The organism is Kitasatospora sp. LaBMicrA B282 (genome assembly GCF_050325825.1).
Lineage (GTDB): Bacteria > Actinomycetota > Actinomycetes > Streptomycetales > Streptomycetaceae > Kitasatospora.
Genome location: NZ_JBNQTI010000001.1, coordinates 39,756 through 65,083 on the forward strand (window position 1 = coordinate 39,756; position 25,328 = coordinate 65,083).

Annotated in this window: 26 protein-coding genes; 12 read left to right on the top strand and 14 right to left on the bottom strand. The window is 74.4% G+C overall.

All coding sequences use genetic code 11. From position 1 onward, the window contains the following. The first annotated feature begins 216 nt into the window (after positions 1 to 216). Positions 217 to 1,752 carry an AMP-binding protein gene (locus ACQRUO_RS00195; RefSeq protein WP_428313548.1) on the top strand — a complete coding sequence of 512 codons (1,536 nt, stop codon included), beginning with the start codon at positions 217 to 219 and terminating at the stop codon, positions 1,750 to 1,752. A gap of 196 nt (positions 1,753 to 1,948) precedes the next feature. Then, positions 1,949 to 2,701: an SOS response-associated peptidase gene (locus tag ACQRUO_RS00200; protein ID WP_428313549.1), complete on the top strand. Its 753-nt coding sequence runs from the start codon at positions 1,949 to 1,951 to the stop codon at positions 2,699 to 2,701. A gap of 89 nt (positions 2,702 to 2,790) precedes the next feature. Here ACQRUO_RS00200 and ACQRUO_RS00205 read toward each other — a convergent pair whose 3' ends face one another. Continuing rightward, on the bottom strand, positions 2,791 to 3,582 hold the full coding sequence (locus ACQRUO_RS00205; protein ID WP_428313550.1) for an alpha/beta fold hydrolase: 792 nt from the start codon (positions 3,580 to 3,582) through the stop codon (positions 2,791 to 2,793). A 99-nt stretch (positions 3,583 to 3,681) separates the two neighbouring features. Here ACQRUO_RS00205 and ACQRUO_RS00210 point away from each other — a divergent pair, with 99 nt between their 5' ends. Continuing rightward, on the top strand, positions 3,682 to 4,122 hold the full coding sequence (locus ACQRUO_RS00210) for a MarR family winged helix-turn-helix transcriptional regulator (RefSeq protein ID WP_428313551.1): 441 nt from the start codon (positions 3,682 to 3,684) through the stop codon (positions 4,120 to 4,122). 60 nt (positions 4,123 to 4,182) lie between these two features. Here ACQRUO_RS00210 and ACQRUO_RS00215 read toward each other — a convergent pair whose 3' ends face one another. Then, positions 4,183 to 5,340, bottom strand: coding sequence for a sensor histidine kinase (locus tag ACQRUO_RS00215; RefSeq protein WP_428313552.1), 1,158 nt, complete (start codon positions 5,338 to 5,340; stop codon positions 4,183 to 4,185). After that, complete coding sequence (locus ACQRUO_RS00220; protein ID WP_428313553.1) at positions 5,337 to 6,197, bottom strand: response regulator transcription factor; 861 nt, start codon at positions 6,195 to 6,197, stop codon at positions 5,337 to 5,339. The genes ACQRUO_RS00215 and ACQRUO_RS00220 overlap by 4 nt, the downstream gene beginning before the upstream one ends. A 279-nt stretch (positions 6,198 to 6,476) precedes the next feature. On the opposite strand from ACQRUO_RS00220, the gene ACQRUO_RS00225 reads away from it, so the two are divergent. Next, positions 6,477 to 6,737 carry a hypothetical protein gene (locus ACQRUO_RS00225; RefSeq protein WP_428313554.1) on the top strand — a complete coding sequence of 87 codons (261 nt, stop codon included), beginning with the start codon at positions 6,477 to 6,479 and terminating at the stop codon, positions 6,735 to 6,737. A 49-nt stretch (positions 6,738 to 6,786) separates the two neighbouring features. On the opposite strand, the gene ACQRUO_RS00230 is transcribed toward ACQRUO_RS00225, so the two are convergent. Further along, on the bottom strand, positions 6,787 to 7,566 hold the full coding sequence (locus ACQRUO_RS00230; RefSeq protein WP_428313555.1) for an MBL fold metallo-hydrolase: 780 nt from the start codon (positions 7,564 to 7,566) through the stop codon (positions 6,787 to 6,789). Between the two features lie 94 nt (positions 7,567 to 7,660). On the opposite strand from ACQRUO_RS00230, the gene ACQRUO_RS00235 reads away from it, so the two are divergent. After that, positions 7,661 to 8,281: an ABATE domain-containing protein gene (locus ACQRUO_RS00235; protein WP_428313556.1), complete on the top strand. Its 621-nt coding sequence runs from the start codon at positions 7,661 to 7,663 to the stop codon at positions 8,279 to 8,281. Between the two features lie 124 nt (positions 8,282 to 8,405). Here the strand turns inward: ACQRUO_RS00235 and ACQRUO_RS00240 are convergent, their stop codons facing one another. After that, the gene (locus tag ACQRUO_RS00240; RefSeq protein ID WP_428313557.1) at positions 8,406 to 9,095 is read right to left on the bottom strand and encodes an SDR family oxidoreductase; all 690 of its coding nucleotides are present in this window, start codon (positions 9,093 to 9,095) and stop codon (positions 8,406 to 8,408) included. Positions 9,096 to 9,214: 119 nt separating this feature from the next. Between ACQRUO_RS00240 and ACQRUO_RS00245 the strand changes: the two genes are divergently transcribed. After that, on the top strand, positions 9,215 to 10,045 hold the full coding sequence (locus ACQRUO_RS00245; RefSeq protein WP_428313558.1) for a helix-turn-helix domain-containing protein: 831 nt from the start codon (positions 9,215 to 9,217) through the stop codon (positions 10,043 to 10,045). Positions 10,046 to 10,108: 63 nt separating this feature from the next. On the opposite strand, the gene ACQRUO_RS00250 is transcribed toward ACQRUO_RS00245, so the two are convergent. Next, positions 10,109 to 11,137, bottom strand: a complete 1,029-nt coding sequence (locus tag ACQRUO_RS00250; RefSeq protein WP_428313559.1) for a S66 peptidase family protein — start codon at positions 11,135 to 11,137, stop codon at positions 10,109 to 10,111. Between the two features lie 101 nt (positions 11,138 to 11,238). Next, on the bottom strand, positions 11,239 to 11,565 hold the full coding sequence (locus tag ACQRUO_RS00255) for a cupin domain-containing protein (RefSeq protein ID WP_428313560.1): 327 nt from the start codon (positions 11,563 to 11,565) through the stop codon (positions 11,239 to 11,241). A gap of 166 nt (positions 11,566 to 11,731) precedes the next feature. On the opposite strand from ACQRUO_RS00255, the gene ACQRUO_RS00260 reads away from it, so the two are divergent. Together ACQRUO_RS00260 and ACQRUO_RS00265 are read left to right on the top strand one after the other, a co-directional pair. After that, positions 11,732 to 12,547 (top strand): maleylpyruvate isomerase family mycothiol-dependent enzyme, encoded by an 816-nt coding sequence (locus tag ACQRUO_RS00260; protein WP_428313561.1) that lies wholly within the window; start codon positions 11,732 to 11,734, stop codon positions 12,545 to 12,547. Positions 12,548 to 12,791: 244 nt separating this feature from the next. Further along, complete coding sequence (locus ACQRUO_RS00265; protein ID WP_428313562.1) at positions 12,792 to 13,556, top strand: histidine kinase; 765 nt, start codon at positions 12,792 to 12,794, stop codon at positions 13,554 to 13,556. Here ACQRUO_RS00265 and ACQRUO_RS00270 read toward each other — a convergent pair. Further along, positions 13,541 to 14,407: a hypothetical protein gene (locus ACQRUO_RS00270; protein WP_428313563.1), complete on the bottom strand. Its 867-nt coding sequence runs from the start codon at positions 14,405 to 14,407 to the stop codon at positions 13,541 to 13,543. The two genes, ACQRUO_RS00265 and ACQRUO_RS00270, sit on opposite strands and share 16 nt — an antisense overlap. Before the next feature lie 326 nt (positions 14,408 to 14,733). Beyond that, the gene (locus tag ACQRUO_RS00275; RefSeq protein WP_428313564.1) at positions 14,734 to 16,605 is read right to left on the bottom strand and encodes a serine/threonine-protein kinase; all 1,872 of its coding nucleotides are present in this window, start codon (positions 16,603 to 16,605) and stop codon (positions 14,734 to 14,736) included. Between the two features lie 242 nt (positions 16,606 to 16,847). Here ACQRUO_RS00275 and ACQRUO_RS00280 point away from each other — a divergent pair, with 242 nt between their 5' ends. Continuing rightward, a complete protein-coding gene (locus ACQRUO_RS00280) occupies positions 16,848 to 17,486 on the top strand; it encodes a hypothetical protein (RefSeq protein WP_428313565.1) in 639 nt (212 codons plus the stop codon). A 303-nt stretch (positions 17,487 to 17,789) separates the two neighbouring features. Here ACQRUO_RS00280 and ACQRUO_RS00285 read toward each other — a convergent pair whose 3' ends face one another. The 3 genes from ACQRUO_RS00285 to ACQRUO_RS00295 form a co-directional block, all read right to left on the bottom strand. Further along, positions 17,790 to 18,764 carry a magnesium transporter CorA family protein gene (locus ACQRUO_RS00285; RefSeq protein ID WP_428313566.1) on the bottom strand — a complete coding sequence of 325 codons (975 nt, stop codon included), beginning with the start codon at positions 18,762 to 18,764 and terminating at the stop codon, positions 17,790 to 17,792. A gap of 176 nt (positions 18,765 to 18,940) precedes the next feature. Next, the gene (locus tag ACQRUO_RS00290; protein ID WP_428313567.1) at positions 18,941 to 19,849 is read right to left on the bottom strand and encodes an aminoglycoside phosphotransferase family protein; all 909 of its coding nucleotides are present in this window, start codon (positions 19,847 to 19,849) and stop codon (positions 18,941 to 18,943) included. A 96-nt stretch (positions 19,850 to 19,945) separates the two neighbouring features. Continuing rightward, positions 19,946 to 21,418 carry a hypothetical protein gene (locus ACQRUO_RS00295; protein WP_428313568.1) on the bottom strand — a complete coding sequence of 491 codons (1,473 nt, stop codon included), beginning with the start codon at positions 21,416 to 21,418 and terminating at the stop codon, positions 19,946 to 19,948. A gap of 358 nt (positions 21,419 to 21,776) precedes the next feature. On the opposite strand from ACQRUO_RS00295, the gene ACQRUO_RS00300 reads away from it, so the two are divergent. Beyond that, entirely contained in the window at positions 21,777 to 22,463 is a 687-nt protein-coding gene (locus tag ACQRUO_RS00300) for an ATP-binding protein (protein WP_428313569.1), read from the top strand. Between the two features lie 30 nt (positions 22,464 to 22,493). Here the strand turns inward: ACQRUO_RS00300 and ACQRUO_RS00305 are convergent, their stop codons facing one another. Further along, complete coding sequence (locus ACQRUO_RS00305) at positions 22,494 to 23,438, bottom strand: S1 RNA-binding domain-containing protein (protein ID WP_428313570.1); 945 nt, start codon at positions 23,436 to 23,438, stop codon at positions 22,494 to 22,496. Positions 23,439 to 23,519: 81 nt separating this feature from the next. After that, positions 23,520 to 23,738, bottom strand: a complete 219-nt coding sequence (locus tag ACQRUO_RS00310) for a hypothetical protein (RefSeq protein ID WP_428313571.1) — start codon at positions 23,736 to 23,738, stop codon at positions 23,520 to 23,522. A 105-nt stretch (positions 23,739 to 23,843) separates the two neighbouring features. Here ACQRUO_RS00310 and ACQRUO_RS00315 point away from each other — a divergent pair, with 105 nt between their 5' ends. After that, positions 23,844 to 24,128 carry a hypothetical protein gene (locus ACQRUO_RS00315; RefSeq protein WP_428313572.1) on the top strand — a complete coding sequence of 95 codons (285 nt, stop codon included), beginning with the start codon at positions 23,844 to 23,846 and terminating at the stop codon, positions 24,126 to 24,128. A 39-nt stretch (positions 24,129 to 24,167) separates the two neighbouring features. After that, positions 24,168 to 25,301: a DNA glycosylase AlkZ-like family protein gene (locus tag ACQRUO_RS00320; RefSeq protein ID WP_428313573.1), complete on the top strand. Its 1,134-nt coding sequence runs from the start codon at positions 24,168 to 24,170 to the stop codon at positions 25,299 to 25,301. Positions 25,302 to 25,328 lie beyond the last annotated feature (27 nt).

Below are 25,328 nucleotides of genomic sequence, written 5' to 3' on the forward strand. Positions count from 1 at the left end.
CACCCGGGGTCACCGGACGGTCACTCAGTCGCACGATCTTGTGTACAGATACGATTTCTGTACGTATGGTTGCCCTGAGCAACCAGCCAGTGCGACGAGAGCCCGGACCGGCTCCCGCCTCGATCTGGCGAACCGTCACCATTGTTCGCCACCACCGAACTTGACGACGGCCGGCAGGCGAGGGGGACGCGCCGGCCGCAGAAGGGACCTGCCGTCATGCCCGGCGAAACCCAGCAGTTCCAGACGTACGTGGAGGAGATCCTCGACGCCCTCGCGCAGCACCCCGAACGGGAGGCGGTGGTCCACGAGGACCAGCGGATCACCGCGGCGGAGCTGCGCGACCTGGTGTACCGGATGGCCCGGGCGCTGCGCGCCCGGGGACTGGGGCGCGGAAGCACCGTCACCCTGCTGAGCGGCAACCTGCCCGGCACGATCGCCGCCCGGTACGCGGCCAACCTGCTCGGCTGCACGATCAACCACCTCTACAACAAGCTCTCGGTGGAGGTGCAGGCCGCCATCGTCCGGGACGTGGAGACCACCGCGCTGGTCGTGGACCCGCGCCTGGCCCAGCGCGCCGCCGACCTGGTCGCGCTCGCGCCCATCTCCGACGTCCTGGTGCTCGGCGAGGCGAAGGTCGGTGACGACCTGTTGGCGCTGGCCGCCGACCAGTCGGCCGAGCCGCTGGCGAGCCTCGCCCGGCCCGAGGACATCAGCAGCATCCGCCACACCGGCGGCACCACCGGCCACCCGAAGGGCATCTGCAGCACCTTCGCCCAGGGCGTCGCCTTCCGCAACGCGCTGGAGCTCTCCGACGCGCCGGAGCGGCAGTTGGCCTGCACCACCCTGGCGCACGCCGCCGGTCACCTGGCCGACCACACCCTGGCCGGCAACGGCACGGTCGTGCTGCTCGACGACTTCGATGCCACCGAGGTGCTCGCCGCCGTCGAGCGGGAGCGGATCACCCGGGTCTTCGTGCTGCCGCCGCTGCTCTACCAGTTGCTCGACCACCCGGCCGCGGCCACCGCCGACACCTCCAGCCTGCGCAACCTGTTCTACGGCGGCTGCCCGGCCTCCCCCACCCGACTGGCCGAGGCCGTGCGCCGGTTCGGCCCGGTGCTCTTCCAGGCCTACGGCCAGAACGAGGCCGGTGCGATCAGCACGCTGTCCGTCGAGGACCACGACCCCGAGCGCCCCGACCGGCTGCGCTCGGCGGGCAAGGTGCTGGCCGACGTGGAGGTGGAGATCCGCGACCCCGAGGGCCGGGCGCTGCCGACCGGCGAGCTCGGCGAGATCTGCGTGCGCGCGGCCAGCGTGATGCAGGGCTACTGGAAGCAGCCCGAGCTGACCGCGGAGGTGCTGCGCGACGGCTGGCTGCACACGGGCGACCTCGGGCGGCTCGACGCGGAGGGGTACCTCACCGTGGTCGACCGACTGAAGGACATGATCATCGTGGTCGGCGGCCACGTCTACACCACCGAACTGGAGGAGGTCCTCAACACCCACCCGCAGGTGCTGCAGAGCGCCGTCTTCGGGGTGCCCGACGCCGACCGGATGGAGCAGGTGCACGCGGTCGTGGTGGTCGCCCCGGGCAGCACCCCGGACGAGCGGGAGCTGCGCGAGCTGGTGCGCCAGGAGCGCGGCGCGATGTACGAGCCGGCCCGGATCACCCTGACCGACGCGCTGCCGCTGACCGACGCGGGCAAGCCGGACAAGAAGCTGCTGCGCCGGCAGGCCGAGGCGGCGGCGAGCTGAGCTCACGTCACACCCGCGGCCTGACGTGAGCTCAGGCCGCGGGCCGGTCGCGGTGGGGCCGCGGTGACGGCTGGGGTGTCGTGCCACCGGTGCGACCGGTTGTGCGAGGGTGGGGAGCGAGCAGGCCGCCCCACGCCCCCGCGGGCCGCGGGACGGCACCCGAGCGTGCCGGCGCGGCCGGCGGGAGGAGCGGCGTGTGTGCGGCCGGTTCGTGTCCACCAGCAGTCCGCAGGACCTGGTCGCCGAGTTGTCGGTCACCCGCTGGGATCCGGCCGTGACCCTCGCCCCGGACTACAACGTGGCGCCGACGGCGAACGTCTGGGCGGTGCTGGAGCGGCTGGACAAGGAGACCGGGGAGGTGGAGCGGCAGCTGCGCGCCCTGCGGTGGGGTCTGGTGCCGTCCTGGGCGAAGGACCCGTCCGTCGGGTCCCGGATGATCAACGCCCGGGTCGAGACCGTGCACGAGAAGCCCGCCTACCGCAAGGCGTTCGCCGCCCGCCGGTGCCTGCTGCCGGCCGACGGCTTCTACGAGTGGGCGCAGCTGACGGCCGAGCAGACCGGCGGGAAGGCCCGCAAGCAGCCCTACTTCATCCGCCCGGAGGACCCGGCGCAGAAGATGTGGCTGGCGGGTCTGTACGAGTTCTGGCGCGACCCGGGCCGGGACCGCGAGGACCCGGCCGCCTGGTGGACCACCTGCACCATCCTGACCACCGAGGCCACCGACGTGGCCGGCCGGGTGCACCCGCGGATGCCGCTCGCCCTCGCGCCGGCCGACGTGGACGGCTGGCTCGACCCCGCCCACACCGACCCCGACAGCCTGCGCGCCCTGCTGCACCAGCCCGCCGACGGCCGGCTGGCCGCGGTGCCGGTGGGCCTGGCGGTCAACAACGTGCGCAACAACGGGCCCGAGCTGATCGTGCCGGACCCGGCGGCGCCGCCGATGCCGTGACCCGAGCCGGCGCGGGCCACGGCGTCAGTGTGGGCCACGGCCGGTGCGGGCCGCGGCAGCGACGCCGGCCTCGGCGGGGTTTCCGGTCCTCACTCCGTGAGGAAGGCGGCGGCGCGCGAGCCCCAGGTGCGGATGTCGGCCAGGTCGCGCGAGACGTGCAGCCGGGCGACGGGGAGCAGCTCCGCCAGGGCTTCGGCGGTCTCCACCGGATGGGCCGGGTCGGTGTCCCAGGCCAGGATCAGGGTGGGCTGGGACAGACCGCGCAGCGCCGCCGGGTCGGGCAGGTCGGCGGCCGCGGTGGCGCGCAGGACGGTCGGCAGCAGCGACTCGGTGACGTCGAACTCCGGCGGGTAGTCGGGGACCCCGGCCAGCACCGGCGGCGGGCCGCCTCGGCGCACCGCGGCGACGAAGGCCGCCTTCCCCTCCCGCTCGACCAGCTCGGCCGCGGCCCGCAGCCCCGCCCGCCGGCTCTCCCGCGCCTGCCAGGCCACGGCGGGGATCACCAGCACCAGCCGGTCGAAGCGCTGCGGCTCCTGCAGCGCCGCCCAGAGCAGGGTCGCCGCACCCATCGAGCTGCCCAGGCCGGCGACCGGGCCCGCCGGTGCGAGGTGCTCGCAGAGGGCCAGCAGGTCCTCGCCGAGCTTCGGGTACGCGTAGTCCGCGGCGACCGGGCGGCCCGTGGAGCGGCCGTGACCACGGGCGTCGTACCGGACCAGGCGGCGGCCCGCGGCGGCGACCGGACTCCAGTCGAAGAAGCCCATCCGCTCTTCGTGGTCGCGGCTGGAGATCGCGCCGTGGGCGTAGACGGCGAGCGGCCCGCTCCCGGTGCTCTGGTAGGCGAGCCGGGCGTGCGGGCGGTCGAGTAGCTGCGGTATCTGCATGGCTCACCAGTATGATCATCAACCCGACTATCATCAATACCTTGACGACGGTCAACCGACCTGTCGCTGCTGCCGGGCTTGTAGGATCACGCCATGGGAATGCCGCGCACTGAACGACTCGGCGTCGACATCCGCCGCACCGAGCAGGAGTTGATGGCGGCCAAGCGGTCGGCGGTCGACCCCGCCGGACTCACCGTGCCGCAGTACGCCGCGCTCCTCGTGCTCGCCGAGAGCTCCGGCATCAGCGGCGCCGCGCTCGCCCGGGTCTGCAACGTCACGCCGCAGGCGATGGCCGTGGTGCTGAAGAACCTCACCGACCGCGGACTGGTCGAACGCGCGCCGCACCCCTGGCACGGCAACGTCCTCGAAACCCGGCTCACCGAGCAGGGCCGCACCGCACTGGAGCTCGCCGACGCCCGCGCCTCGGCGATCGAGCAGGCCATCGCCGACGAGCTGACCGCGGACGAGCGCGACCAGCTGCGCAGCCTGCTGGCCCGCTGCACCACGGCCATCCAGCAGGCGGCCGAGGCGCAGGCCTGACCAGCCGCGCCGCAGACCTGACCAGCCGCGCGGAAGCCGACGGGGGTCGGAGTCTCCCGCTCAGGCCGGTGCGACGGGCAACGCGATCTCGAAGCAGCAGCCCCCGACGACGTTGCGCACCCAGGCGCGGCCGGCGTGGGCCTCGACGATGCCGCGGACGATCGCCAGGCCGAGCCCGGCCCCGGTGTCACCGCCCTCGGGCCCCTCGCGGCGCCCCCACGGGTCGGCCGGGCGCGGGGTGCGGGCGGTGCCGGCCCGCCATCCGGTCTCGAAGACCCGCGGCAGGTCCTGCTCCGGGATGCCGCCGCAGCCGTCGGTGACCGCGAGCACCACCTCGTCCGCCTCGCGGCGGGCGGAGACCGCCACCACACCGTCCGCCGGGGTCGCCCGGATCGCGTTGACCAGCAGGTTGCCCAGCACCCGGGTGATCTCCCTACTGTCCACCTCGACCGGCTCGGCGGCGACCCACTGGCCTTCCAGTCGGACCCCGCGCTGCCGGGCCAACGGGTACGCGCCGGCCAGCGCGTCGTCCACCAGGTCGTAGACGGAGACCCGGGAGAGCGAGAGGCAGAGCGCGCCGGCCTGGATCCGGGAGAGCTCGAAGAGGTCGTCCACCATGCCGGTGAGCCGCTCGACCTCGGTGCGGATCCGCTGCAGGTAGCGGTCCGGATGCTCGGCGACCCCGTCCTCCAGCGCCTCCGCCATGGCGCGCAGTCCGGCCAGCGGGGTGCGCAGGTCGTGCGAGATCCAGGCGACCAGTTCGCGGCGCGAGCTCTCCAGCGCCTTCTCGCGGGAGCGGGACTCGGCGAGCCGGGCGCTGGTGGCGGCGAGCTCCTGGCTGAGCTGGGCCAGCTCCCGGCCGAGCGGACGGTCGGGCGCGGTGAACCCGGTGTCGCTGCCGACGGTCCGGGCGGCCGCGGTCAGTGCCCGGCTGCCGGTCACCACCTGGCGGCCCAGCAGCGCGGCGGTCACCAGCGAGACCACCGAGGCCATGCAGAGCACGGTGATCACCACGCCGAGGTCGTGCCCGGACAGGAACATCGCCTGGGCGACGGCGACGGTCCCGGAGGTGACCGCGAGCACGGTGACCACCGCGACGCAGAACAGCGCGAGCGCGAAGGAGCGCCGGCGCAGCCAGCGGACGGCCGCCCAGCCGAGCAGGCCGGCGCCGCCCGCGCCGAGCGCGGCCATCAGGGCGATCTGCAGCAGGTCCTTCACGGGGTCGGGCCGCCGTTCTGTCCGGGGCGCGCAGGCCGTTCGGGGTGCGCGGGCTGTTCGAGGTGCGCAGGCTGTGACGGGTGCGCGGGCCGTTCGGGCTCCGCCGGCCCGGCGGCGGGCGGGTCGTAGCGGTAGCCGACGCCCCAGACGGTGGTGATCAGCACTGGTGCCGCTGGGTCGGCCTCGACCTTCTCCCGCAGCCGGCGGACGTGCACGGTGACGGTGGACAGGTCGCCGAAGTCCCAGCCCCAGACCTGGGCCATCAGCTCCTGCCGGGACAGCACCGCGCCCGGGTTCCGCAGGAAGAACGCCAGCAGGTCGAACTCGCGCAGCGTGAGCTGGACTTCGTGCCCGGCCCGGTGGGCGCGGCGGGCCCGCGGGTCGAGCACCAGGTCGCCGGAGCGCAGCAGGCCGCCGGCCGGGCCGCCGGACTCGGCGGGTGCGGCGGCCCGGGAGCGGCGGAGCACGGACTGGACCCGCAGCACGAGCTCGCGCGGGCTGAACGGCTTGGTGACGTAGTCGTCCGCGCCCAGCTCCAGCCCGAGGATCCGGTCCGCCTCGTCGCCCTTGGCGGTGAGCATCACCACCGGCAGCTCGGCGCCGCCCGCGGTGGCACCGCGCAGCCTGCGCAGCACCTCCAGGCCGTCTATGCCGGGGAGCATCAGGTCCAGGACCAGCAGGTCGGGGCGGTGGGCGCGGGCCAGTGCCAGGCCGTGGTTGCCGTCGGCGGCCCGGTCCACGTGGTAGCCGGCGCGGGTGAGGTAGCCGGCGACCACCTCCGCCACCGTCGGGTCGTCGTCGATCACCAGGATGCGCCCCGGCCGCGCTGGCCCACCGGTGCTGGAGCTCTCGTTCACCCGGCCGAGGATACGAGAGGCGGCGGGGTCGCGGCCGGTGGGCGGGGTGACCGTTCGCGTTCCGTAAGATCCGGCGGGGGCGCGGCACCGGCTACGGGGCGGCCGCGCGGCTCCCCGGAGGACGGCGGGCGAGGCGCCCAAGCGGCCCTGGGGCGACTGGTGTTGGCAAACCGTCAGCGACTCGTCAGCAACCCGTCAAGCGCCTTCAACCGGCCGACCGGGTGGGGCAGGCTGGGCCGATACCCGCACGTTCCGCGGGCCCGCCTGGAGGTGAGCCGGATGTCAGTCTTCGATGCATTCCACGCCGTGGTCCCCCTCCCCGGTCGCCGGGGCGGCTCACTGCGCGCGCCGCTCGCCCGCGTCGCCGCCCGGCTGGCCGCGAGCCCGCTCGACAGCCCGGTGCTGCACGCCATCGCCGCCCCGATCCCCGCGGAGCCGACCCCCGCCGACGCGCCCTCGCGCCTGCACGCCCGCTGGCGTCCGGTCACCGCGGCCGACGGGCGGACCCGCCTGGTGGCCGACTGGTGCCCGGACCGCTGAGCGCCCGCGGCGCCCTGCCGCCGGGCGGGCCGGATCCCCGGCCGCGAGCTCAGTCCGCCACCAGCTCCAACCGGTCGCGCAGGCCGGCGGCGGTGAAGGCCGCCGCCAGTTCGGTGCGCCCCTCGGTGAAGTGACCCCAGCTGTCGAAGTGGACGGGGACCACCCGGCGGGCGCCGAGGATGGCGGCGGCCTCGGCGGCCTGCGCGCTGTCCAGGGTGAGCAGCGCACCGTCGAACAGCACGGTGCGGGCGGCGCCGGCGAAGAGCACGGCGGTGTCCACCGGCCCGAAGCGGCCGGCGACCTCGCGCACCACGTCCAGCGAGGCGTTGTCGCCGCTGACGTAGACGGTGGGCAGGTCGGCGCCGGTGAGCACGAAGCCGACCACCTCCCCGGTGACCGGCTCGCAGCCCTCGGGGCCGTGCTGGGCGGGCGTGGCGGTCACGGTCAGGGTGCCGCCGTCGGGGCGGGGCAGTGCGATCGACTCCCAGGGGGCCAGGCCCCGGGCGGTGCCGCCGAGCCGGCCCGCGCCGCCCGGCGTGGTCAGCACCAGCGGGACGTCGGCCAGCAGGGCGCGGCCCGAGTGGTCCAGGTTGTCGGGGTGCTCGTCGTGGGAGAGCAGGACCACGTCGAGCGGGAGCAGCGCGGCGGGCTCGACGGCGGCGGGAGCGGTCTTGGTGAGCACCCGGCCGTTGCCGATGGGGTACTCGCCCGGGGCGTCGAGCGCGGGGTCGGTCAGGAAGCGCAGGCCGCCGTACTCGATCAGGGCGGTCGGGCCGCCGAAGACGCTGACGGGGGGCTGCTGCGCAGTGGGCGTGCTGGTCTCGGCCATCGTGTCCTCAGATCATCACGTTTAGTGGAGGTGTTTCCCGTGAGAGGAGGCTAAGCGACTCTCACGGAGAAGCGCAAGGCTTACCATGAGGCCCATGAAGGAGACCGCGACCGGCGACCCCGGCCCCGCCCCCCTGCCGCCCGCCCCCGGCGCGGAGCAGTACCGTGCCCTCGACTTCGTCAACACCACGCTGCAGCTGCCCGGCGGCCGGTCCCAGGAGCTGCTCGACTCCCCCGCGGCGGCGGCACGTTGGCTGGCCGAGCACGACCTGATCCCGGCCGACGCCCAGGTGTACGAACCGTGCACCGTCCGGCTGCGCACCCTGCGGGACCGGCTGCGCGAGCTGTTCGCCGCCCGCGTCCAGGGCGAACCCGCGCCCGAGCCGGCCCTGCGCGCCGTCAACGAGGCCCTCGCCGGCGCGCCCGCGGCCGCCCTGCTCGGCTGGGACCCCGCCCTCGGCCTGCACCGCATCCAGGTGCACCCCCTCGACCGGCTGGTCGACCACGTCCTGGCCGTCCTCGCCGCCGACGCCGCCGACCTGCTCACCGGCCCCGACGCCGACCAGCTCGCCGCCTGCTCCTCCACCCCCTGCCGGCGCTTCCTGCTGCGCACCCACGCCCGGCGCCACTGGTGCTCGGTGCGCTGCGGCGACCGCGCCCGCGCCGCCCGCGCCTACGCCCGCCGCACCCGGGCCGGCGGCCCCGCGGAGGAGTGACGAGGAGGAGTGACGCGGAGGAGGGGTGACGACGAAGCCCCCGCCGGTCGCTGCGGACCGGCGGGGGCGAGTCGGGGGTGGAGCCGGGTGCGGAACCCGGCGCGGAAGGGTCAGGACGGATAGGTCACCAGGGGACCGGGCCGTCGGAGTCGAAGTAGCAGCCGGTCGGGCCGTCGGGGCCCAGCTGGGCCATACGGACGATGATCTCGGCGCCCTCCTCCACCGTCCTGGTGCCGGTGTTCCCGTTGATGTCGGTGGCGGTGAAGCCGGGCTCGACCGTGTTGATCCGCATCTCCGGGAACGCCTTCGCGTACTGGACCGTCACCATGTTGACCGCCACCTTGGCGGCGGGGTAGGCGACACCCTGGTACACGTAGACCGGGTGGTCCGGGTCGGTGGCCCGGGTCAGCGAGGCCAGGCCGCTGCTCACGTTCACCACCACGGGGGCGGCGGAGCGCCGGAGCATCGGCAGGAAGGCGTGGGTGACCCGGACCAGGCCGAAGAGGTTGGTCTCGAAGAGCGGGCGCATCAGCTCGGCGGTCAGGTCCGCGGCGCCGACCGGGTTGTCGACACCGGCGTTGTTGACCAGCACGTCCAGGCCGCCGTCGGCCTCGATCAGTTGCGCCGCGGCGGTGACCGAGGCGTCGTCGGTGACGTCGAGTTGCACCAGCCGCGCCCCCAACTCCTCGGCGGCGCGGCGGCCGCGTTCGAGGTCCCGCGAGCCGACGTACACGGTGTGACCCGCCGCGATCAGGCGGCGGGCGGTCTCGAAGCCGAGGCCCTTGTTGGCCCCGGTGATCAGTGTTGTCGTCATGTCCCCAAGAATTCCGTCTGCGAATGGTGTACCGCTTGGGCTGCGGTTTCGGCCGCGGTCCTCCTCCAACTACCCGGTACCGGAAAGGTACTCCGCCCGGCGGGTGCACACTGGTGGGTATGGCGAGGTCGGATTTCGGGCAGGCGGTTCGCCGTTGGCGCGACCGGGTCACACCGGCGGCCGCGGGGTTGCCCACCTGCGAGCAGGATCACGAACAAGGTTTGCGGCGCGAGGAACTGGCCCTGCTGGCCGGCACCTCGGTCGACTACGTCGCCCGGCTCGAACAGGGCCGCGCGCGCCACCCGTCGGCACTGATCGTGGAGGCGCTGGCCAGAGCCCTGCGGTTGTCGGGAGCCGAGCGCCTCCAGCTGTTCCGGCTGGCCGGAGTGCCGTTGCCCGGCCCGGACATGGTCCCCACGTACCTCACCCCGAGCGTCCAGCGGCTGCTGGACCGGCTCACCGGCACCCCCGTGGCGGTCTACGACGCCTGCTGGACCCTGCTGGTGGCCACCGCGCCCTACGCGGCGCTGATGGGCGAGGCCGCCGGTCGGTCCGGCAACGAACGCAACGGCGTCTGGCGGCACTTCCTCGGCCGGAGCGGCCGGGTCCGGCACACGCCCGAGTCCCGGCGGGCCTACGAGAGCGCGGTGGTCGCCGACCTGCGCGCGACCGCCGCCCGCTACCCCGACGACCGGCGGCTGCACCGCCTGGTCGCCGAACTGGTCGCCGGCAGCGAGCGGTTCGCCGAACTGTGGGACCGCGGCACCGCCGCCCAGCTGCGGGCCGCGGCCGAGGTCATCGAGCACCCACGGATCGAGCACCCGCAGGTGGGCGCCCTGACTCTGGACTGCGACCTGCTCACCGTGGCGGGCAGCGACCTGCGCATCATGGTCTACAGCGCGGAACCCGACACCGAGGACGCGCAGCGGCTCGCCCTGCTGACGGGGTAGCCGGCAGGGGCTGGCGAGCCGGCGGCTGACGGCATGTCAGGGTCCGCTTGCGGGGCGCCGTCCTCACGGTGCCCCGCCGGCCGGACCGGTCGTCGGGTGCGGCGCCACCGCCGGTTCGAGCAGCGACAGCGTCCGTTGCCGCGCATCGAGGCCGACGCGGATGCCGACCGGCAGCGGCAGGTTCGGGCCGGCATGCCCGAACTCGACGTTGCCCAGCACCGGGATGTCGCGGTCGCCGAGGACGTCGAGGACGATCTCGGCCAGGGTCGGGGAGGCACCGGGCTCGAGTCCACCGATCTCCCGCGGAACGCCCACCACCATGCCGGAGATCCGATCGAGGATGCCGCAGTGCCGCATCACCTGCAGGTAGCTCCACACGTACGAGGCCAGGCCGCCCATCTCCTCCCAGAACAGCACCGCACCGTCGAACCGTTCGAGCGGCAGCGCGAACGGCGTCGCCTGCGCCAGCACGATGCGGTTGATCACCCCGCCGATCAGCCGACCTTCGACCCGGCCGGGGCGCCAGCACTCCCACGACGGACTGGCCGGCAGCGCACCGATCGGCTCGGTGCCGGTCAGCAACCCGGCGTAGAGCCTCTCCAGTTCGACCTGGCGCGCCACCGGCGCGGTCTGCCAGTTCCCGCCGAAGCCGGGCACGGCCATGTCGGCGTGGAACCCGACCAGTCCCGTGCGCGCATGAAGCACCAGGTGCAGCAGTGAGATGTCGCTGTAGCCGAGGATCGGCTTGGGGTCGGCCTTGATCGCCTCGACGTCGATCAGGTCGAGGTAGCCGAGCGCCGTCTGGCCGCCGTCACTCGCGACGATCGCCCGCACCTCGGGATCACGCAGCAGACCGTTGAGTTCCCCGGCGATCTCCGCCGGCGTGGCCGCGCTCCACCAGTGGCACCGCCCTGCTTCGAGGAGCGGAGCCCGACGCACCCGGAACCCCATCCGCTCCAGCACGACCACCGCCCGCTCCACATGGGGCTCGTGAGCGGGCGGCAGCGGACCGGACAGCGCGGCGATGACGACGAGATCCCCGGGCCGCAGGGCACGCGGCCGGAGCAACGGAGGCAGTGCAGCAGCGGTCATGCCGCCAGTGTCACCGGAGCCCTGGGTGGAGTCACCCGACTTTCCCCGGCCGCCACCGGCACCGCCCCGGCGCGCCGGGCTCCTGCACTGCGGCGGCCGACCTACCGCTGCAGGCTGAACCCCAGCATCCGGGCGCCGGTCTCGGTGCGGGGGCGGTGGCTGCTGCCCGGGGCGTAGACGACGTAGCTGCCGGGGCCGTGACGTTCCGTGCCCTCGATCACCTCGCCGCTGAGGACGTAGTAGCGCTCCTCAGTGGCGTGCAGGTCGACCTCGGGCCACTCGGCGCCGGGGGCGAAGTCGATCAGCCAGCCACGGGCGTGCTCGGTGGCGAGCAGTCGCCGGCTCACGATGCCGGGGCCGATCTCGAACGGTGGCACGGCCTCGACCTGCACCACGGTCTTCATCTGGTTCTCGCTCTGTTCGCTCATGTCCCCACTCTGTCCGCTCGCGGGGCGGCTCCCGAGAGTCTCAGAAGACATCCCTGGGTACATTCTCGCCATCCGTCCCGCCACCCGTTCCTGTCCCCCGGACCGCGCTTCCGGAACGCGCCCAACCTCTGGACAGGGGGCCGCAGATGCCGCATGCTCCGTCACCATGACCGAGTCCGCCGCCGGCCCCCGCGTCCCCGCGCCCCTGATCGAGGCGAACCTCGCCACCGCCGAGGACATCGCCCGTCTGTTGCGCGCCCACCCCGACCCCGCCGCCGCGATCCCCGGCGCCAGGTGGACCGTCGGCGAGGCCGCGGCCCACCTCGTGCTGGCGAACGCCCTGATGGCCGACCTCGCCCGGGGCCTGGACCGCCCGTACGGCGACGGCACCCCGGCCGGCCTGGCCGCGGCCAACGACGACGGCCTGGCCGACTACCCGGAGCGCGACCCGCGAGTGCTGGCCGACGCGCTCGTCGCCCACACCCGCGACTACGCCGAGCAGGCCGCCGCCCGCGCCGCCGACGAACCGGTGGACACCCCGATGGGCCCGATGGACCAGGGCACCCTGGCCAGTTACCTGCTCACCCATCAGCTCGGCCACGGCTACGACCTGGCCCGCGCCCTGCGGCAGCCGCACATGGTGGACAGCGCCCGCGTCGTCCACGCGGTGCCCTTCCTGCTCCGCGCGATGCCGCGGGTCGTCGACCCCACGACCGCCGCCCGGCTCGACGCCCGCTTCGCGGTCAACCTGCGCGGCGGCCCGAGGTTCTGGGTGAGCGTCGCCGGCGGCACCGCCACCGTCAGCGAGCAGCCGCCGGCGCACCGCCCGGACTGCACGATCATGGCCGAGCCGGTCTCCTTCTTCCTGCTCGCGCTGGGCCGCCGCAGCACGGCCCAGGCCGTGCTGACCGGCTCGATCGTCGCCTGGGGCCGCAAGCCGTGGCTCGCCCCACGGTTCGCGAGCGCCTTCCGCGCGCCCTGACTTCCGCGCACCCTGGGTCCGGCCGGGCCGCGCAGCAGCCGCCCGAGCGCCGGCAGCTCCGGACGGTTCGACCTCCGGGTACCGCTCGCCGAACAGGACCTGCGCCCTCGCTCCCCCGGCCCCGACCCACGGCCTCCGCCGGGCGGGCCGAGCCTATCGGGGTGGCGGGCTACCCCCGAAGATTGAGGGCAGATCATCCAGTTGGTTGACCCGCGGTCAGGCCCCGGCTGCCTAGGCTTGCTGCGTGTACCGACTTCAGAACTGGTTGCTGCGCCACCCCGTCGTGGGCGACGGCGGGTGGGCACTCCTGCTGCTCCTGCTGGGCGTGCGGGAGGCCGTGGTGCTGCCGGGGCCAGGCCTCGCGCAGCCGGTCGGGCGACTGGCCCTCGCGGCGGTGCTGGCGGCGCTGATGATGGTGCGTCGCCGGCACCCCGATCTCGCCGTGACCGCCGCGATCGTGCTGGGCGCCGGGCTCCTGCTCACCCGTGCGCCGCCGGAGCCGCTCGACCTCGGCTTCCTGGTGCTGGCCCGCTGGGGCGCCTGCTTCGGCTCGTGCGGGGTCGGGCGGGCCGTCCTGGTGAGCGCGCTGCTGGTGGGGCCGGTGGCGGTGTGGCGCGGGCTGGGTGACGGCGAGCTCGACGCCTGCTCCGCCGGGCAGCTGGCCGTGATCGCCGTGCTGGGCTCGCTGCCCTGGCTGCTCTGCTGGGGGTGGGGCCGGTGGGCCCGGGTGCGGCGGGCGGCGGCGACCGAACTGACGGACCGCGTCGTACAGGCGGAGACCGAGCTGGCCGGCGAGGCCGCCCGGAACAGGATCGCCGACGAGCTGCACGACGTGATCGCCCACGAGCTGACCGCCATGACCGTCCAGGCCGGCAGCGCGGAGTACGTGGCGCTGCTGGCCCCGCAGGCGGCCGGCGAGGCCGCCCGCGGCATAGCCGCGCTCGGGCGGAGCCTGCTGGCCGAACTCGACCGGCTGGCCCGCCTGAGCGGTGGTCAGGCGCAGTTGTAGGCGAAGGAGGCGGTGGCCGAGTGCGCGTTCGGGGAGAGCACCTGGAGGGTGGCGGTGGCCGCCATGGTGCCGTGGCCCTCGAAGGTCCAGCGCAGCACGACGTCGGTGTGGTGGGTGCCCTTGAGGACCGGCTGGCTCAGGGTGCCGGACACCGTGCCGTCACTGCGCAGCCAACGGTAGCTGACGGTGCCGGCGCGGCCGTCGGTGTCCAGCGTGCCGATCACCTGCTGGGTACCGCCGCACGCGGGGCCGGCCGGGTCGGTGTGCGCGGACACCCCGGTGACGGTCAGTGCCGGGACGTAGCGCTGCCACGCGAACAGGCCGAGCAGCGCCAGCACCAGGAGCAGCGGGAGCAGCAGCGCGAGCCACCGCCGACGCCGGCGCGCGGCCTGGCCGGGCCCGGTGCCGTGCCACAGCTCGGCCACCCGCTCGGGGGTGGGGGTGGTGGCGGTCGGGATGCCGGGGCCGAAGCGGCGCAGACCGTCGGCGTCGGGCTCCGCGGCAAGTCCGGGGACGGCTTCGCCGGCGGGCATCGGGGCCGGCTCGGGGGCGGCTTCGAAGGCGGCTTCGGAGGCGGCTTCCGGGGCGCGGTCGGGCTGCTCGTCGGCGGGCAGGGGCAGGGTGGCGACCGTGCCGTGGGCGAGCTCGACGGTGAGGTCCGGGGTGTGCCAGACCTCGTCGGCGAGCAGGGTGGCGGTGTCCACTTCCTCGGCGGGTGCGCCGTGCGGCTCGGCGAAGCGCACGGTGATCGCCTCGGCGTCCACCGGGTCGCTCAGCCGCACGGTGGTCTCGTCGGCCGGCGGATCCAACCGAACGGTCTCCGCCACGGCGGGGTCCAACTGCAGAGTCACACCGACCGACTTCTCGAGGCGAACGGTCTCCGTCAACGGCTTCTCCAGCCGAACGGTCTGCGCCAACGGCTCCTCAAGCCGAACAGTCTCCGCCAACGGCTCCGCCAACCGAACGGTCTCCGCCGACGACTTCTCGAGTCGGACGGTCTGCGCCACGGCCGGGTCCAACCGAACGGTCTGCGCGACGGCCGGATCCAACCGGACGGTCGCCGCCGCCCCACCGTCCACGGCGGACCCGAGCCGGGCGGTCGGCCGGTCCTCAGTAGCTGCCACGGGCTCCGGCCCCGACGGTTCCTGACGTGCTGTCATCGCTCTCTTCCTACGTCTCAGCGGGGCGGGTTGCAGTAGTAGGACGGGACCTGCTGGAAGCCGTTCTGCCCGCGGGTCGCCGCCGGGTCGGTCGCCACCCGCACGCCCCAGTCGGCTGCCCGGTCGCCGGCTCCGAAGGTGTGGGTGTAGGTGCCCGACACGGTCCGCTGGCCCTTGGGCAGCACGATGTGGTCCACCCCGACCGGTGTGGCGTTGCCCGCGTCGAGCCAGCTGAGGGTCAGCACCCCGTCGGCCGCGCCGTCGGTCTGCACCGTGACCTTGGCCGTGGTCCCGTAGAGGCCGTAGCAGCCGTAGGAGTCGATGCTGACGCTGAGCACCCGCAGGGTCGGCGCCGGGGTGCTGGGCGCGCTGCTGGTGGGCGAGGTGGACGGCGACGAGCCGGTCCCGCCCGTCGACGGCGGCGTGGCCGGGCCCGACGCTCCGGTGCTCGGCCCGGGCCCTCCGCCGCCCGGCGCGCCACCCGTCCCGCCGACCGGGCCGCCCCCGCCACCCGCGGCCGCGGTCGTGGCCGCACCACCGGATGCCGCCGACCCGGTGGCCCGCGTCGTCGCGGCCGCCCCGGCCGGCCCGGTCGCCGTGGCCGAGGCGCTCGGCGAGCCCGACGACGAGGCGGACGCCGAGGCCGAAGCCGACACCGAGGCCGACGCGCTGGGCGAACCCGACGCGGAGACCGAGGCCGAGACCGAGACAGTCGCCGACGCGGTCACCGACGGCGCCGGCTGCCCCGGCCCGAGCGAGGTGGTGATCTGCGGCCCGGGCGCCGGCAGCACGTTCGCCGCTGTCGCACCGTCGAAGCCGTCCACCATCGCGAACCGGCCCAGGGTGCAGCCCAGCACCGCGATGCCGACCGCGCCCGCGACCAGCCGCCCGCGCCGACCGAGCTTCAGCGGCCGGGACCAGCCGGCCGGGGACGGGTCCGGTGCGCCGAGCACGGTGGTGGCCAGCGCGGTGCCGCCGGTGCCGGCGCCGCCGGCGGAGGGCAGCAGCAGCGGCAGCAGGGCGACCAGGGCGGCCAGCGTGCGCCGACCGCGCTCCTCCCAGTCCGCGCCGTACCCGGCCACCGCGACCCGCTCCAACTCCTCGACCAGCTCGGCCGCACCGGCCGGACGCTGCCCGGGCGTCTTGGCCAGGCCGGCCCGGATCAGCGGGCGGACCGGCTCCGGGGCCAGGTCGTCCGGGATCGGGGCCTCGGTGTGCTGGACGGCGAGTTCGGCGAGCGTGGTGCCGCTGTACGGCTTGGCGCCGGTGAGGCACTCGAAGAAGGTCGCGGTGGCCGCGTAGACGTCGGCACTGGGCGAGGCGGGCTCGCCGGCCCACTGCTCGGGCGCCATGTAGACCGGGGTACCGGCGAGTTGCGCCGATTCGCCGGTGCGGGCGGCGATGCCGAAGTCCACCAGCTTGGACGAGCCGTCGACGGCGATCAGCACGTTCTCCGGCTTGTAGTCGCGGTGCACCACGCCCGCGGCGTGCGCGGCGGCCAGGCCGAGCAGCGAGCCCTTGAGCACCACCAGCGCCGCCTCCGGCGTGGTGGCACCCTCCTGGCGCAGCAGGGCCCGCAGGGCCAGGCCGTCGACCAGTTCCATCACGATCGCCGCACCCTGCGGGCCTTCGACGTACTCGTAGAGCGCCGCCACGTGCGGCGAGTGCAGGCCGCCGAGGAGCGCGGCCTCACTGCGCAGTCCGCTGGTGTCGCCGACCGCGGGGCTCAGGTACTTGATCGCCACCCGGGTCCCGGTCGCCTCGTGCCGGGCCAGTGCCACCCAGCCGCTGCCGCCCGAGCCGAGCTCGCGCTCGTGGGTGTAGCCGGGCAGGGTCCAGGGTCGGCGGTCATCGGGTTCGGCCGCGCCGCCGTCGGTCAGGGCGTTCATCGTTCGTCTCTCGGTCGGGCCGGCCGGCGCCCCGGGCCCTCGGGGCCCAGGGGCGTCTGCACCGCGCGGAGCGGCGGTGCATGCAGCGACGTGCACCGTAAGGCTCCGGGTTCCCGGTCGGCAAAATCCGGAGGTCACGATTCCGTAGCTTCGTATGCGACCTCAGTTCCCGTCGTGTGCAGCCGAATTCGCAGGTCACCCCGGGCCGGTACGATGCGCGCCGGACTACGGGAGGAATCACGGTGTACTGGGCCGGACTGTTGCTGTGCGCACTGCTGGGCGGAGAGGTCGGCGGCATGCTGACCGGGTTCTTCGTCTCCGACACCGGCCTGAGCATCACCCTGATCGTGGTCGGCGCGAACCTGGCGCCGTGGACCGGGATCGGCGGCTTCGCGCTGCTCTTCCGCGGTCGGCAACGGCGCGCGGCGCTGCGGGCGCGGGCCGCCGGGGAACCGGCCGAGCCGCCGCGACCGGAGCCGGCGCTGGCCCGGATCGAGTCCGCCCGGGCGACCGGCGAAGGGCCCGACATCCCGCTGCGGCTGGACCTGACCGTCGCCCCGGACGGCCGGCCCGGCTACCGCGCGGAGGCGACCGTCGTGGTCAACCTGATGGACCTGGACGACTTCCGCACCGGGCGGATCATCGTGGTCGACCACGACCCCGTACGGCCGTGGAACGTGCAGGTGCGCCGCAACCCGGGGGCGGCGTTCGCCGGCCGGATCGCCCTCACCAAGATCGACAGCGCCCCGCCGGAGACCCGGCAGACCGCGCCCGCCGTCTCCATCGGCCTCCGCGGCGCGGACGGCGCCGGCCTGCGCCTCGGCCTGCTCGCGGCCGCGGGCGGGCTCCTGCTCTCGCTGGTGGCATTCCAGGGGCTGTAGCAGCGGTTCGGATCAGCCGAGCACCCACTTCTGATTGGCCGCCCCGGTGCAGTCGCGGATCTGGAGCACCGTCCAGTCCCCCGTCCAGAAGTCGGGGTCGTCCAGGCACTTGCCGGCGAAGTCGTTCCGCAGCGAACCGGGTGTTCCTTACGTCGTCGGTGAGTTGGTGGTGCGGCCGGCCGATCACGAGGGTGGCAGCCGGACCGCCCACGGCGCGATCCTTGAGGCCCGTGGCCTAAGCGTCGCGAGTCGACGTAAGGGTGTACCTGACGGGCCGACGGCCCCGTCAGGACCGTCAGACCGTCAGATCCAGTCGCGGCGCTTGAACCCGACGTACAGCCCCACCGAGAGCACCACCATCAGCGCGGTCGACACCACGAAGCCCCACTCGGTGCCGAAGCCCGGGTAGGGGACGTTCTGGCCGTAGAAGCCGGTGATCGCGGTCGGGACGGCGATGATCGACGCCCAGCTGGTCACCTTCTTCATGATCAGGTTCATCCGGTTGCTCTGGATGGTGAGGTTGGTCTCCATCACCGAGGTGATCATGTCGCGCAGGGACTCGGTCCACTCGGTGGCCCGCAGGACGTGGTCGTAGACGTCCTGGTAGTACGGCGTCAGCGGTTCGTTGACGATGTGCAGGTCGCGGCGGAGCAGGGTGTTCACCACCTCGCGCATCGGCAGCACCACCCGGCGCAGCTTCACCAGGTTCTTGCGCAGCTCGAACGAGCGGCGCTGGACCGCCTCCACCTCCCGGCTGCCGTCGGCGAAGAGCAGGTCCTCGACCTCCTCGATCCGGTCGTCGAGGTCCTGGACGGCGTCGAAGTGACCGTCGACCAGGACGTCGAGCAGGCCGTGGACCAGGAAGCCCACCCCGTGCTTGGCCAGGTCCGGGTTGCTGTCCCAGCGGGCGACGACCTGCGCCACGTCGAAGGAGTCGTCCTTGTGGAGGGTGATCAGCGCGTTGGCGGTGATGAAGACCGAGATCTCGGTGGCGCTCAGCATCCCGGTCCCGGGGTCGGTGGAGACCGCGTAGGCGCTCAGGAAGGAGTGGGTGCGGTAGCAGTCCAGCTTGGGACGCTGGTGGTCGTGCCGGGCGTCCTCGAGTGCGAGGGCGTGCAGGCCGAACTCGCGGCCGAGCATCTCGAAGTCCTCGGCGGTCGGTGCGCACACGTCCAGCCACACGGTCGCGTCGGGGTCCGCGACGTGCTCGGAGATGTCCTCGACCGGGAAGTCCTCGAGTATCAGGTTGCCGTTCTGGTACAGCCGGGTTCTCGCCATGGCGGACAGGGTAGCGACCCCGTTTTCGCAGCTCGCAGGGCGGTCGCACACACCGGCGCGCCCGGCTGCCGCGCGCCGGCCGGGCGCACCCGGGCCCGGCCCGTACCGGCGCGCGGCTCGTACGGGGGTGCCCAGCCCGTGCCGACCTGCCCGGCCCGCGCCGGCGGCACCGGCGGCTACAGGATTCGCCAGCGCTGGGTGTGGTCCTCCGTGCGCAGACCGGCGATCCGGCCGCGCACCTCGGCCCAGGTGCGGGACCCCGGGGCGGCGCGCTTGGCGTTGGTGGTGATCATGCGCAGCTCGCGCAGGTCGCGCAGCACCGGGTAGCCGTCCCAGGCGGTGACGTCGAAGCCGTAGGCCGCGGCGAACGCGGCGTAGTGGGCGGGTCCGTAGCCGAAGCGACGACAGTGGATCTCGATGGTGACCAAGTCCATCTCGGGCGGGCCGTAACTCGCGGTGTCCCAGTCGCAGAGCACCGCCCGGCCGCCGTCGTGCAGCGCGTTGCGGTGCTGCGGATCGCCCTGCAGGATGCCCGGCGGCAGCGCGAACCGGAGCTCCGTCAGCCGCTTCTCCAACCGGGCCAGCCGCGTGGTCAGGTACACCAGGTCGGGCACGGAGAGCGTGGCGAGCGCACTGATGGTGGCCAACGAGCGGCGGATCGCGCCGACCGTGTCGAGCGGGCGCAGCCGGCACGGCGGTTCCGGCAACCGGTGCAACCGGGCGAGCGGACCGGCGAGTTGCTCGGCTCTGACCGGGTGCTCCGGCTGCGGCAGGTAGGTCCAGAAGGTCACCGCGTGCTCGTCGACCAGCACGGGCTGCTCGACCGGGTGCAGCGGAACGGTCGGGAAGCCGTGACCGGTCAGCCACTCCACCAACTGCACGGTGCGCCGCACCCCCACCGGCCGGGTGCCGCGGCGGGCGACCTTGACCACCACCGGTGCGGTGCCCAGCCGGAACACCCCGTTGGTGTGGCCGCGCAGGACCTCGGCACCGGCCGGGTCGAGGCCCGCCCGACGGCAGGCGGTGGCGAGGATGCGGTTGACTTCGGGCGCGGCGAATCCGCCGATCTGTGCCGATGCGCTCATGGACTCAAGGCTGACGGACGATCAGTGGCCCTGTCACATCGAACCCGTCAGTCCCGGGTGAGCACTCGGTGAACACCGGCCATCCCAGCAACCCGGTCATCCCGAACGACCTTGCTGCGCCGCGGGCAACGCCAGGATGTCGCCGAGTTCCCGCACCGCCCGGGCCGACCGCAGGCTCGCCGGCAGTATCTCGATGACGTCCTGCGCCCGGGACTCCAGGATGCTGGTCCGGTGCGCCTGCGGCACCTGGAGGTAGGTCTGACCGGCGAGTTGGCAGGCGTCGGTCAGGTTCCGCTCGCGGACCAGGCAGATCGCCTCCTCCAACCGCAGCAGCGCGGGGTCGATCCCACCACCGCCGTCGGGGTAGAGCGGCAGTGCCTGCTGCTGCACCGCGCGGGCCCGGGAGGTCTCGCCGAGGTAGGTGTAGGCGCCGCTCAGGTAGAGGTAGAGCCGCCGTTCCGGGAAGGCCCAGGCGTCGTCCGGCGGACCGTGGTGGCAGCGGTCGAACAACTCCTGGGCCTGGCAGATCGCGGCCCGGGCGTCCTCGACGCTGCCGCGGCGGGCCAGCGCCCGCGCCTCGGCCGCGGCCGCCAGCGCACCGGTGGCGGTGGGCCGGTTGCGGTTCAGCAGCCGGGCCTGGCGGGCGAGTTCGACCGCGGTATCCAACGGCCCGTAGTAGTACGGCAGCATCGCGGCCTGCGCCCTGACCCGGGCCCGCAGGTCGGTGTTCCCGCTGTCGTCGGCGGCCGAACGCGCGGTGCCGTACCAGCGCTGGGCCTGGTGGATCCGGCCCAGCTTCATCAGCGCGTCGGCGATCAGGGTGGCGACCAGCGCCGTCATCTCGGACAGCCGCACCTGGACGCTGGCCGGCTGCCGGTCCGCCGACAGCACGCGCAACTCCTCCAGCTCGAGCAGGAGTTGGCTGAGCATCGGGGCGGGCGGGGTGAACACGTAGCTGCGGCGCAGTTCCAGCATCCGCTCCTCCAGCACCTCCAGCTGGGTGCTGCTGACAGTGGTGAGCGCCAGGGTCCGTTCGACCGAGCGGCGGGCGGTGTCCACGGCCGCGTCCAGCGGGTCCTCGCCGATCGGCAGCACGGAGGCGCAGGACACCTCGGCGAGGGGCGCCGTGCCGGGGAGCGCCTCCCCAAGGGGCGCGAGCGCGGGGGTGGGCGCGGGAAGGTGGGCGGAGGGAGCAGCGGGGAGCGGGACCTGGGTGGACCGGTCACGGCTGTCCGGACGGTAGTCGCCGATCAGGCCCAGGCCGTGCGCGTCGGTCCGGTACAGCCGGCAGAGCAGGTCGACCGTTCCGGTGCGGGGGCGGCGCGCGGTGGTCTCCCAGGCGCGCAGTTGCTCCTCGTTGACGGCGGGCGCCGGCGCACCGTCGTGGTGCGCCAGCGCGCGGAGCTCACCGACCGCGTCCCGCAGCGTCCAGCCGCGGGCGATCCGGTGCGCGCGCAGCCGGCCGGTGCCGCAGCAGCTCTCGATCGCGTCGACCGTCCGCTCCAACGGCCACTGCTCGAGCTGCGCGCGGCGGCAGATCTCCCGCGTGCAGGAGAGCCCGTGCACCATCGCCTTGCCACCTCTCCCGGTGATCGTACGGCTGCCCAGAGTAGTGGGAGGCGCCGTGGGGGGAGGTGGGAAACCGCAAGAAGTTGGGGTTCATGAGGTGGCATCGGCTACGGCAACGTCAGCCGGCGACCGACCCACCACTTGTTGCGGTTGTCGACAGCGCGCCGGACCGGTGAACCTGGCGTGACCCGCAGCACCCCTGCGGGCCCCGCGGAGCAGGTGGTGACGAGGGGCGGGTGACTGCGCGGCCGGCTGGTCGACCGGGTCGGTCGGTGGTCCGACCGGTCGGCCAACCATCGCCCCGCGGACCGCCCGCCTGCTGACGCGGGTCGAACGGCTCGGCCCTGGGAGGACCGCCATGCCCACGGTGAGATTCACCACCGCCGCCACCAGCTCCGCCGTCCACGCGATCCGCGGGCAGCTGGCCAAGGCACTGGCCAGCGCCGGGGTCCCGCTCTCCGACGAGGAGGGGTTCACCCTCGGGTTGCTGATCTCCGAGGTGGCGACCAACGCGCTGCTCCACGGCGTGGGTGGCGAGGACCCGGCGCAACGGCTCACCGTCGAGGCCGAGTCCTGGCCGGGGACGGGTCGCCTCTGGGCCGCCGTCACCGACCCGGGGCGCGGCCTGCCGCACCCCGCCGACGCCGGCACCGGCCCGCCTGCGACGGTGGGGCCGGCCGACGGCGAGGCGGAGCACGGGCGCGGGCTCTTCCTGCTCGCCGCCCTCGCGGCGGCGTACGGCTTCGAGCCGCCGCGGGCGGGCTCCGGCCAACGGGTCTGGTTCGAACTGGCCCTGGAGCAGGCGGAGCCGCTGGAGCCGCGCGCGGAGGTCACGGTCGCCGCCGGTCCGGCTGTCGTGGGTGCGGCGGCCGTGAGTGCAGGCGCCGGAGCCGTCGGCAGCGGTGGACTCGGCACAGCCGGCGCGACCGCCGTGCGGGTGGGTGGCGCGAGCCGGGCGCGCGCTCGCCTGGGAAGTGCGCTGCCCCCGGCATCCGCCGCTCCGCACGCCTGCGCGCCGCGGGGCCGGCGGCTCCAGCGCCCGTGACGACCCGGTGATGCCCAGGGCGTGGCCCCGCTACCTCTCCCCCCGAGGTGAGCCGGCGCCCAGGGAGAACGACACCCGTTCGCGGACCAGGTCGACCTCCAGGATCGTCACCTCGACCCGCCGCCCGATCGCCAGGACCCCCGGCAGCTCGCCCAGTTCCTGCGTCTCGGCGCTCGCCGCGAAGCCGCCGAGGTCCACGACGGCGGCCCCGGACGGCGTCACCTCGCTGATGACGGCTGGGCGCACCTCCCCGGGGCGCAGGGCCTTCAGGAACGCCCAGTCCCGGTCACTCCGGGTCGGCTCGGTGCGCCAGCGGGCCCGCAGCACGCCGTCGGCGTCCGGCAGCACGGCGGTGCAGAGCGGAGTCCGGTCGTCCAGGTAGACGGAGAGCAGAGCGGCGGCCCGGGCGGTGGCGAGGTGCGCGCGCACGGCCGCGAGGCGGCTCTCGTCGAAGGTCGTGGTACTGCTGATCCGACCGTCGCGGTCCTCCCAGACCACCTCCACCGGCTCGTCCGCCGGGAGGGCGGCCAGCACCGCGGCCACGTCGGTGACCAGGTCCGGCCAGAGGGCCAGTTTGGCGCGCGGCGCCAGCCGGGCCCGCACCGGGTCGAACGGACCCTCGTCGAGCCGGTGCCACCGGGTGACGTTGTCCACCGGCGTCTCCTCCAGCAGGGCCGCCCCGCGCGTCGTCACCCACCAGCGCAGGTGGTCCCAGAAGATCTCGTCGGCGGGGCGCTGCTCGCCGGCCGGCTCGTCGTCCGCCTGCGCGTACGGCGAGGCGTCCACCCGTTCCGCGAAGAGCCCCAGCGCCCGGGTGCGCGCCACCGCGGCCTCGCAGGCGAGGTCGCTGCCGACGTAGAGGTACTGGTCCCACCCGACGTGCACGGTGAAGCCGTCCTCGACCTCGAGCCCGCACCAGAGGCCGTTGTCGCGGAGCATCGCCCGGACCAGTTCCAGCGCGACCGGCAGCGGCACCTCGGCGCCGTCGTGGAAGCCGGCGTGGAAGCCGCCGAGGTCGGCCGGGAAGAGGCCGACGAGGCCGTGCCCGGGGACGGCCTACGCCGTCCCGAAGTCCACGAAGTCGGGTGCGAGCTGCGGTTCGCGGACGGCCAGCCGCTCGACTCCGCTCGCCCCGGCGAAGGCGGCGACCGCCGCGAGGTAGGCGGCCTCGACCGGCCCGTGGTCGCTGACCGGCTGCTCGGGGCCCCGGTAGCCGCCGTGTTCGTCCCGGTCGGCGGGATCGTACTTGGTGATCCGGTACACGTGGGACGGCACGTCAACACCCCCGGTGGCATGAGTTCACGGCGACATCCTGCCGGACCGACCCGGGCACCCCCACGAGATTGACAAGATAGGCAAGCCTTACCTAAGTTCGCAGTCATGTTCCTTGCCCGCCGAACCCTCCCGCTGCCGATCGACCCGCAGGCCGACCTCGGCCGCCGGGCCTGGGTCGCCTGCCCGACCTGCGACGACGCCCGCTCCTGCGGCCCCTGCGCCGAGCAGCGCAACTGCGGCGAGCACTGGCGCTACCTGCTCGCCAACACCGGCAGCCGGCTCCACCTGCAGTGCCCGAACTGCACCCACGTCTGGGACCACGAGACCGGCTTCGGCGCCACCCGGCAGCCGGCCGCTCGGCGGCCCGCTACTCGGCTGCCGCACGACTGACCCGGCGGCGTTGTCGGTCGGTGGGGCTAGGGTCCCGGCATGGCCATCCCCGAGATCGACCGCGCAACGGCCCGCCGCCTGGCGGTCCGCGCCCAGCTGTTGGACGGCGGGCCGCCGGCCGCCGGTCTGCTGCCCGTGGTCCGGCACCTGACCCTGTTGCAGCTCGACCCGACCGCCGTCATCGCCCCGAACGCGGACCTGGTGGCCTGGACCCGGCTCGGCGCCGCCTACCGGCCCGAGCAGCTGCAGCAGGCGCTGGAGCAGGACCGGACCCTTTTCGAGTACCGGGCGATGGTCCGGCCGATGGCCGACCTCCCGCTCTTCCTACCGGAGATGGCCGCCTGGTCGGCGCCCGGCGCGGACCGGCGCGCGAAGTACACCGACTGGCTGCGCGCCAACGACGGCTTCCGCCGCTACGTGCTGGACCTGCTGCGCGAGCGCGGCCCGCTGCCCTCCCGCGAGATCGAGGACCGCAGCGTCGTCCCGTGGCCCTCCACCGGCTGGACGAACAACCGCAACGTCACCCAGCTGCTGGAGTTCCTCGCCGCCCGCGGGGAGATCGCGATCTCCGGCCGCAGCGGCCGGCAGCGCTGCTGGGACCTGGCGGAGCGGGTCTACCCGACGGTCCCGGTCCACCCGGACCGCCCCGAGGGCCCGGCCGAGCAGGCGCAGCGGGAGCAGGCACGGGCCGAGGCGCACCGCCTGCGCCAGGAACGGACGCTGCGCTCGCTCGGGATCGCGCGCGGCCCGGCGGTCGGCGAGGCCGGGCAGCCGGTCCGGGTCACGGACACCCGGGGCGACTGGCGAGTGGACGGCGAGCTGCTGGAGCGGCTGGCCGAGCGCCCCTTCGAGGGGCGGACCGCGCTACTGTCACCCTTCGACCGGCTGATCCACGACCGCAGGCGGATGGCCGAGCTGTTCGAGTTCGAGTACAAGCTGGAGATGTACGTTCCCCGGGCCGACCGCCGCTGGGGCCACTTCGCCCTCCCCGTGCTGCACGCCGACCGCCTGGTGGGCAAGGTCGACGCCGCCGCCGACCACCGCGCCAAGCTGCTCCGGGTGCACGCCGTCCACGAGGACGAGCCCTTCGGGCGTACGCTGCGCAGCGCGGTGCGCGCCGAACTCGCCTCGCTGGCCGGCTGGCTCGGGCTCACCGGGGTCAGCGGCTGGTGACCTCCGGCGGTCAACGGCTCCTGTGGT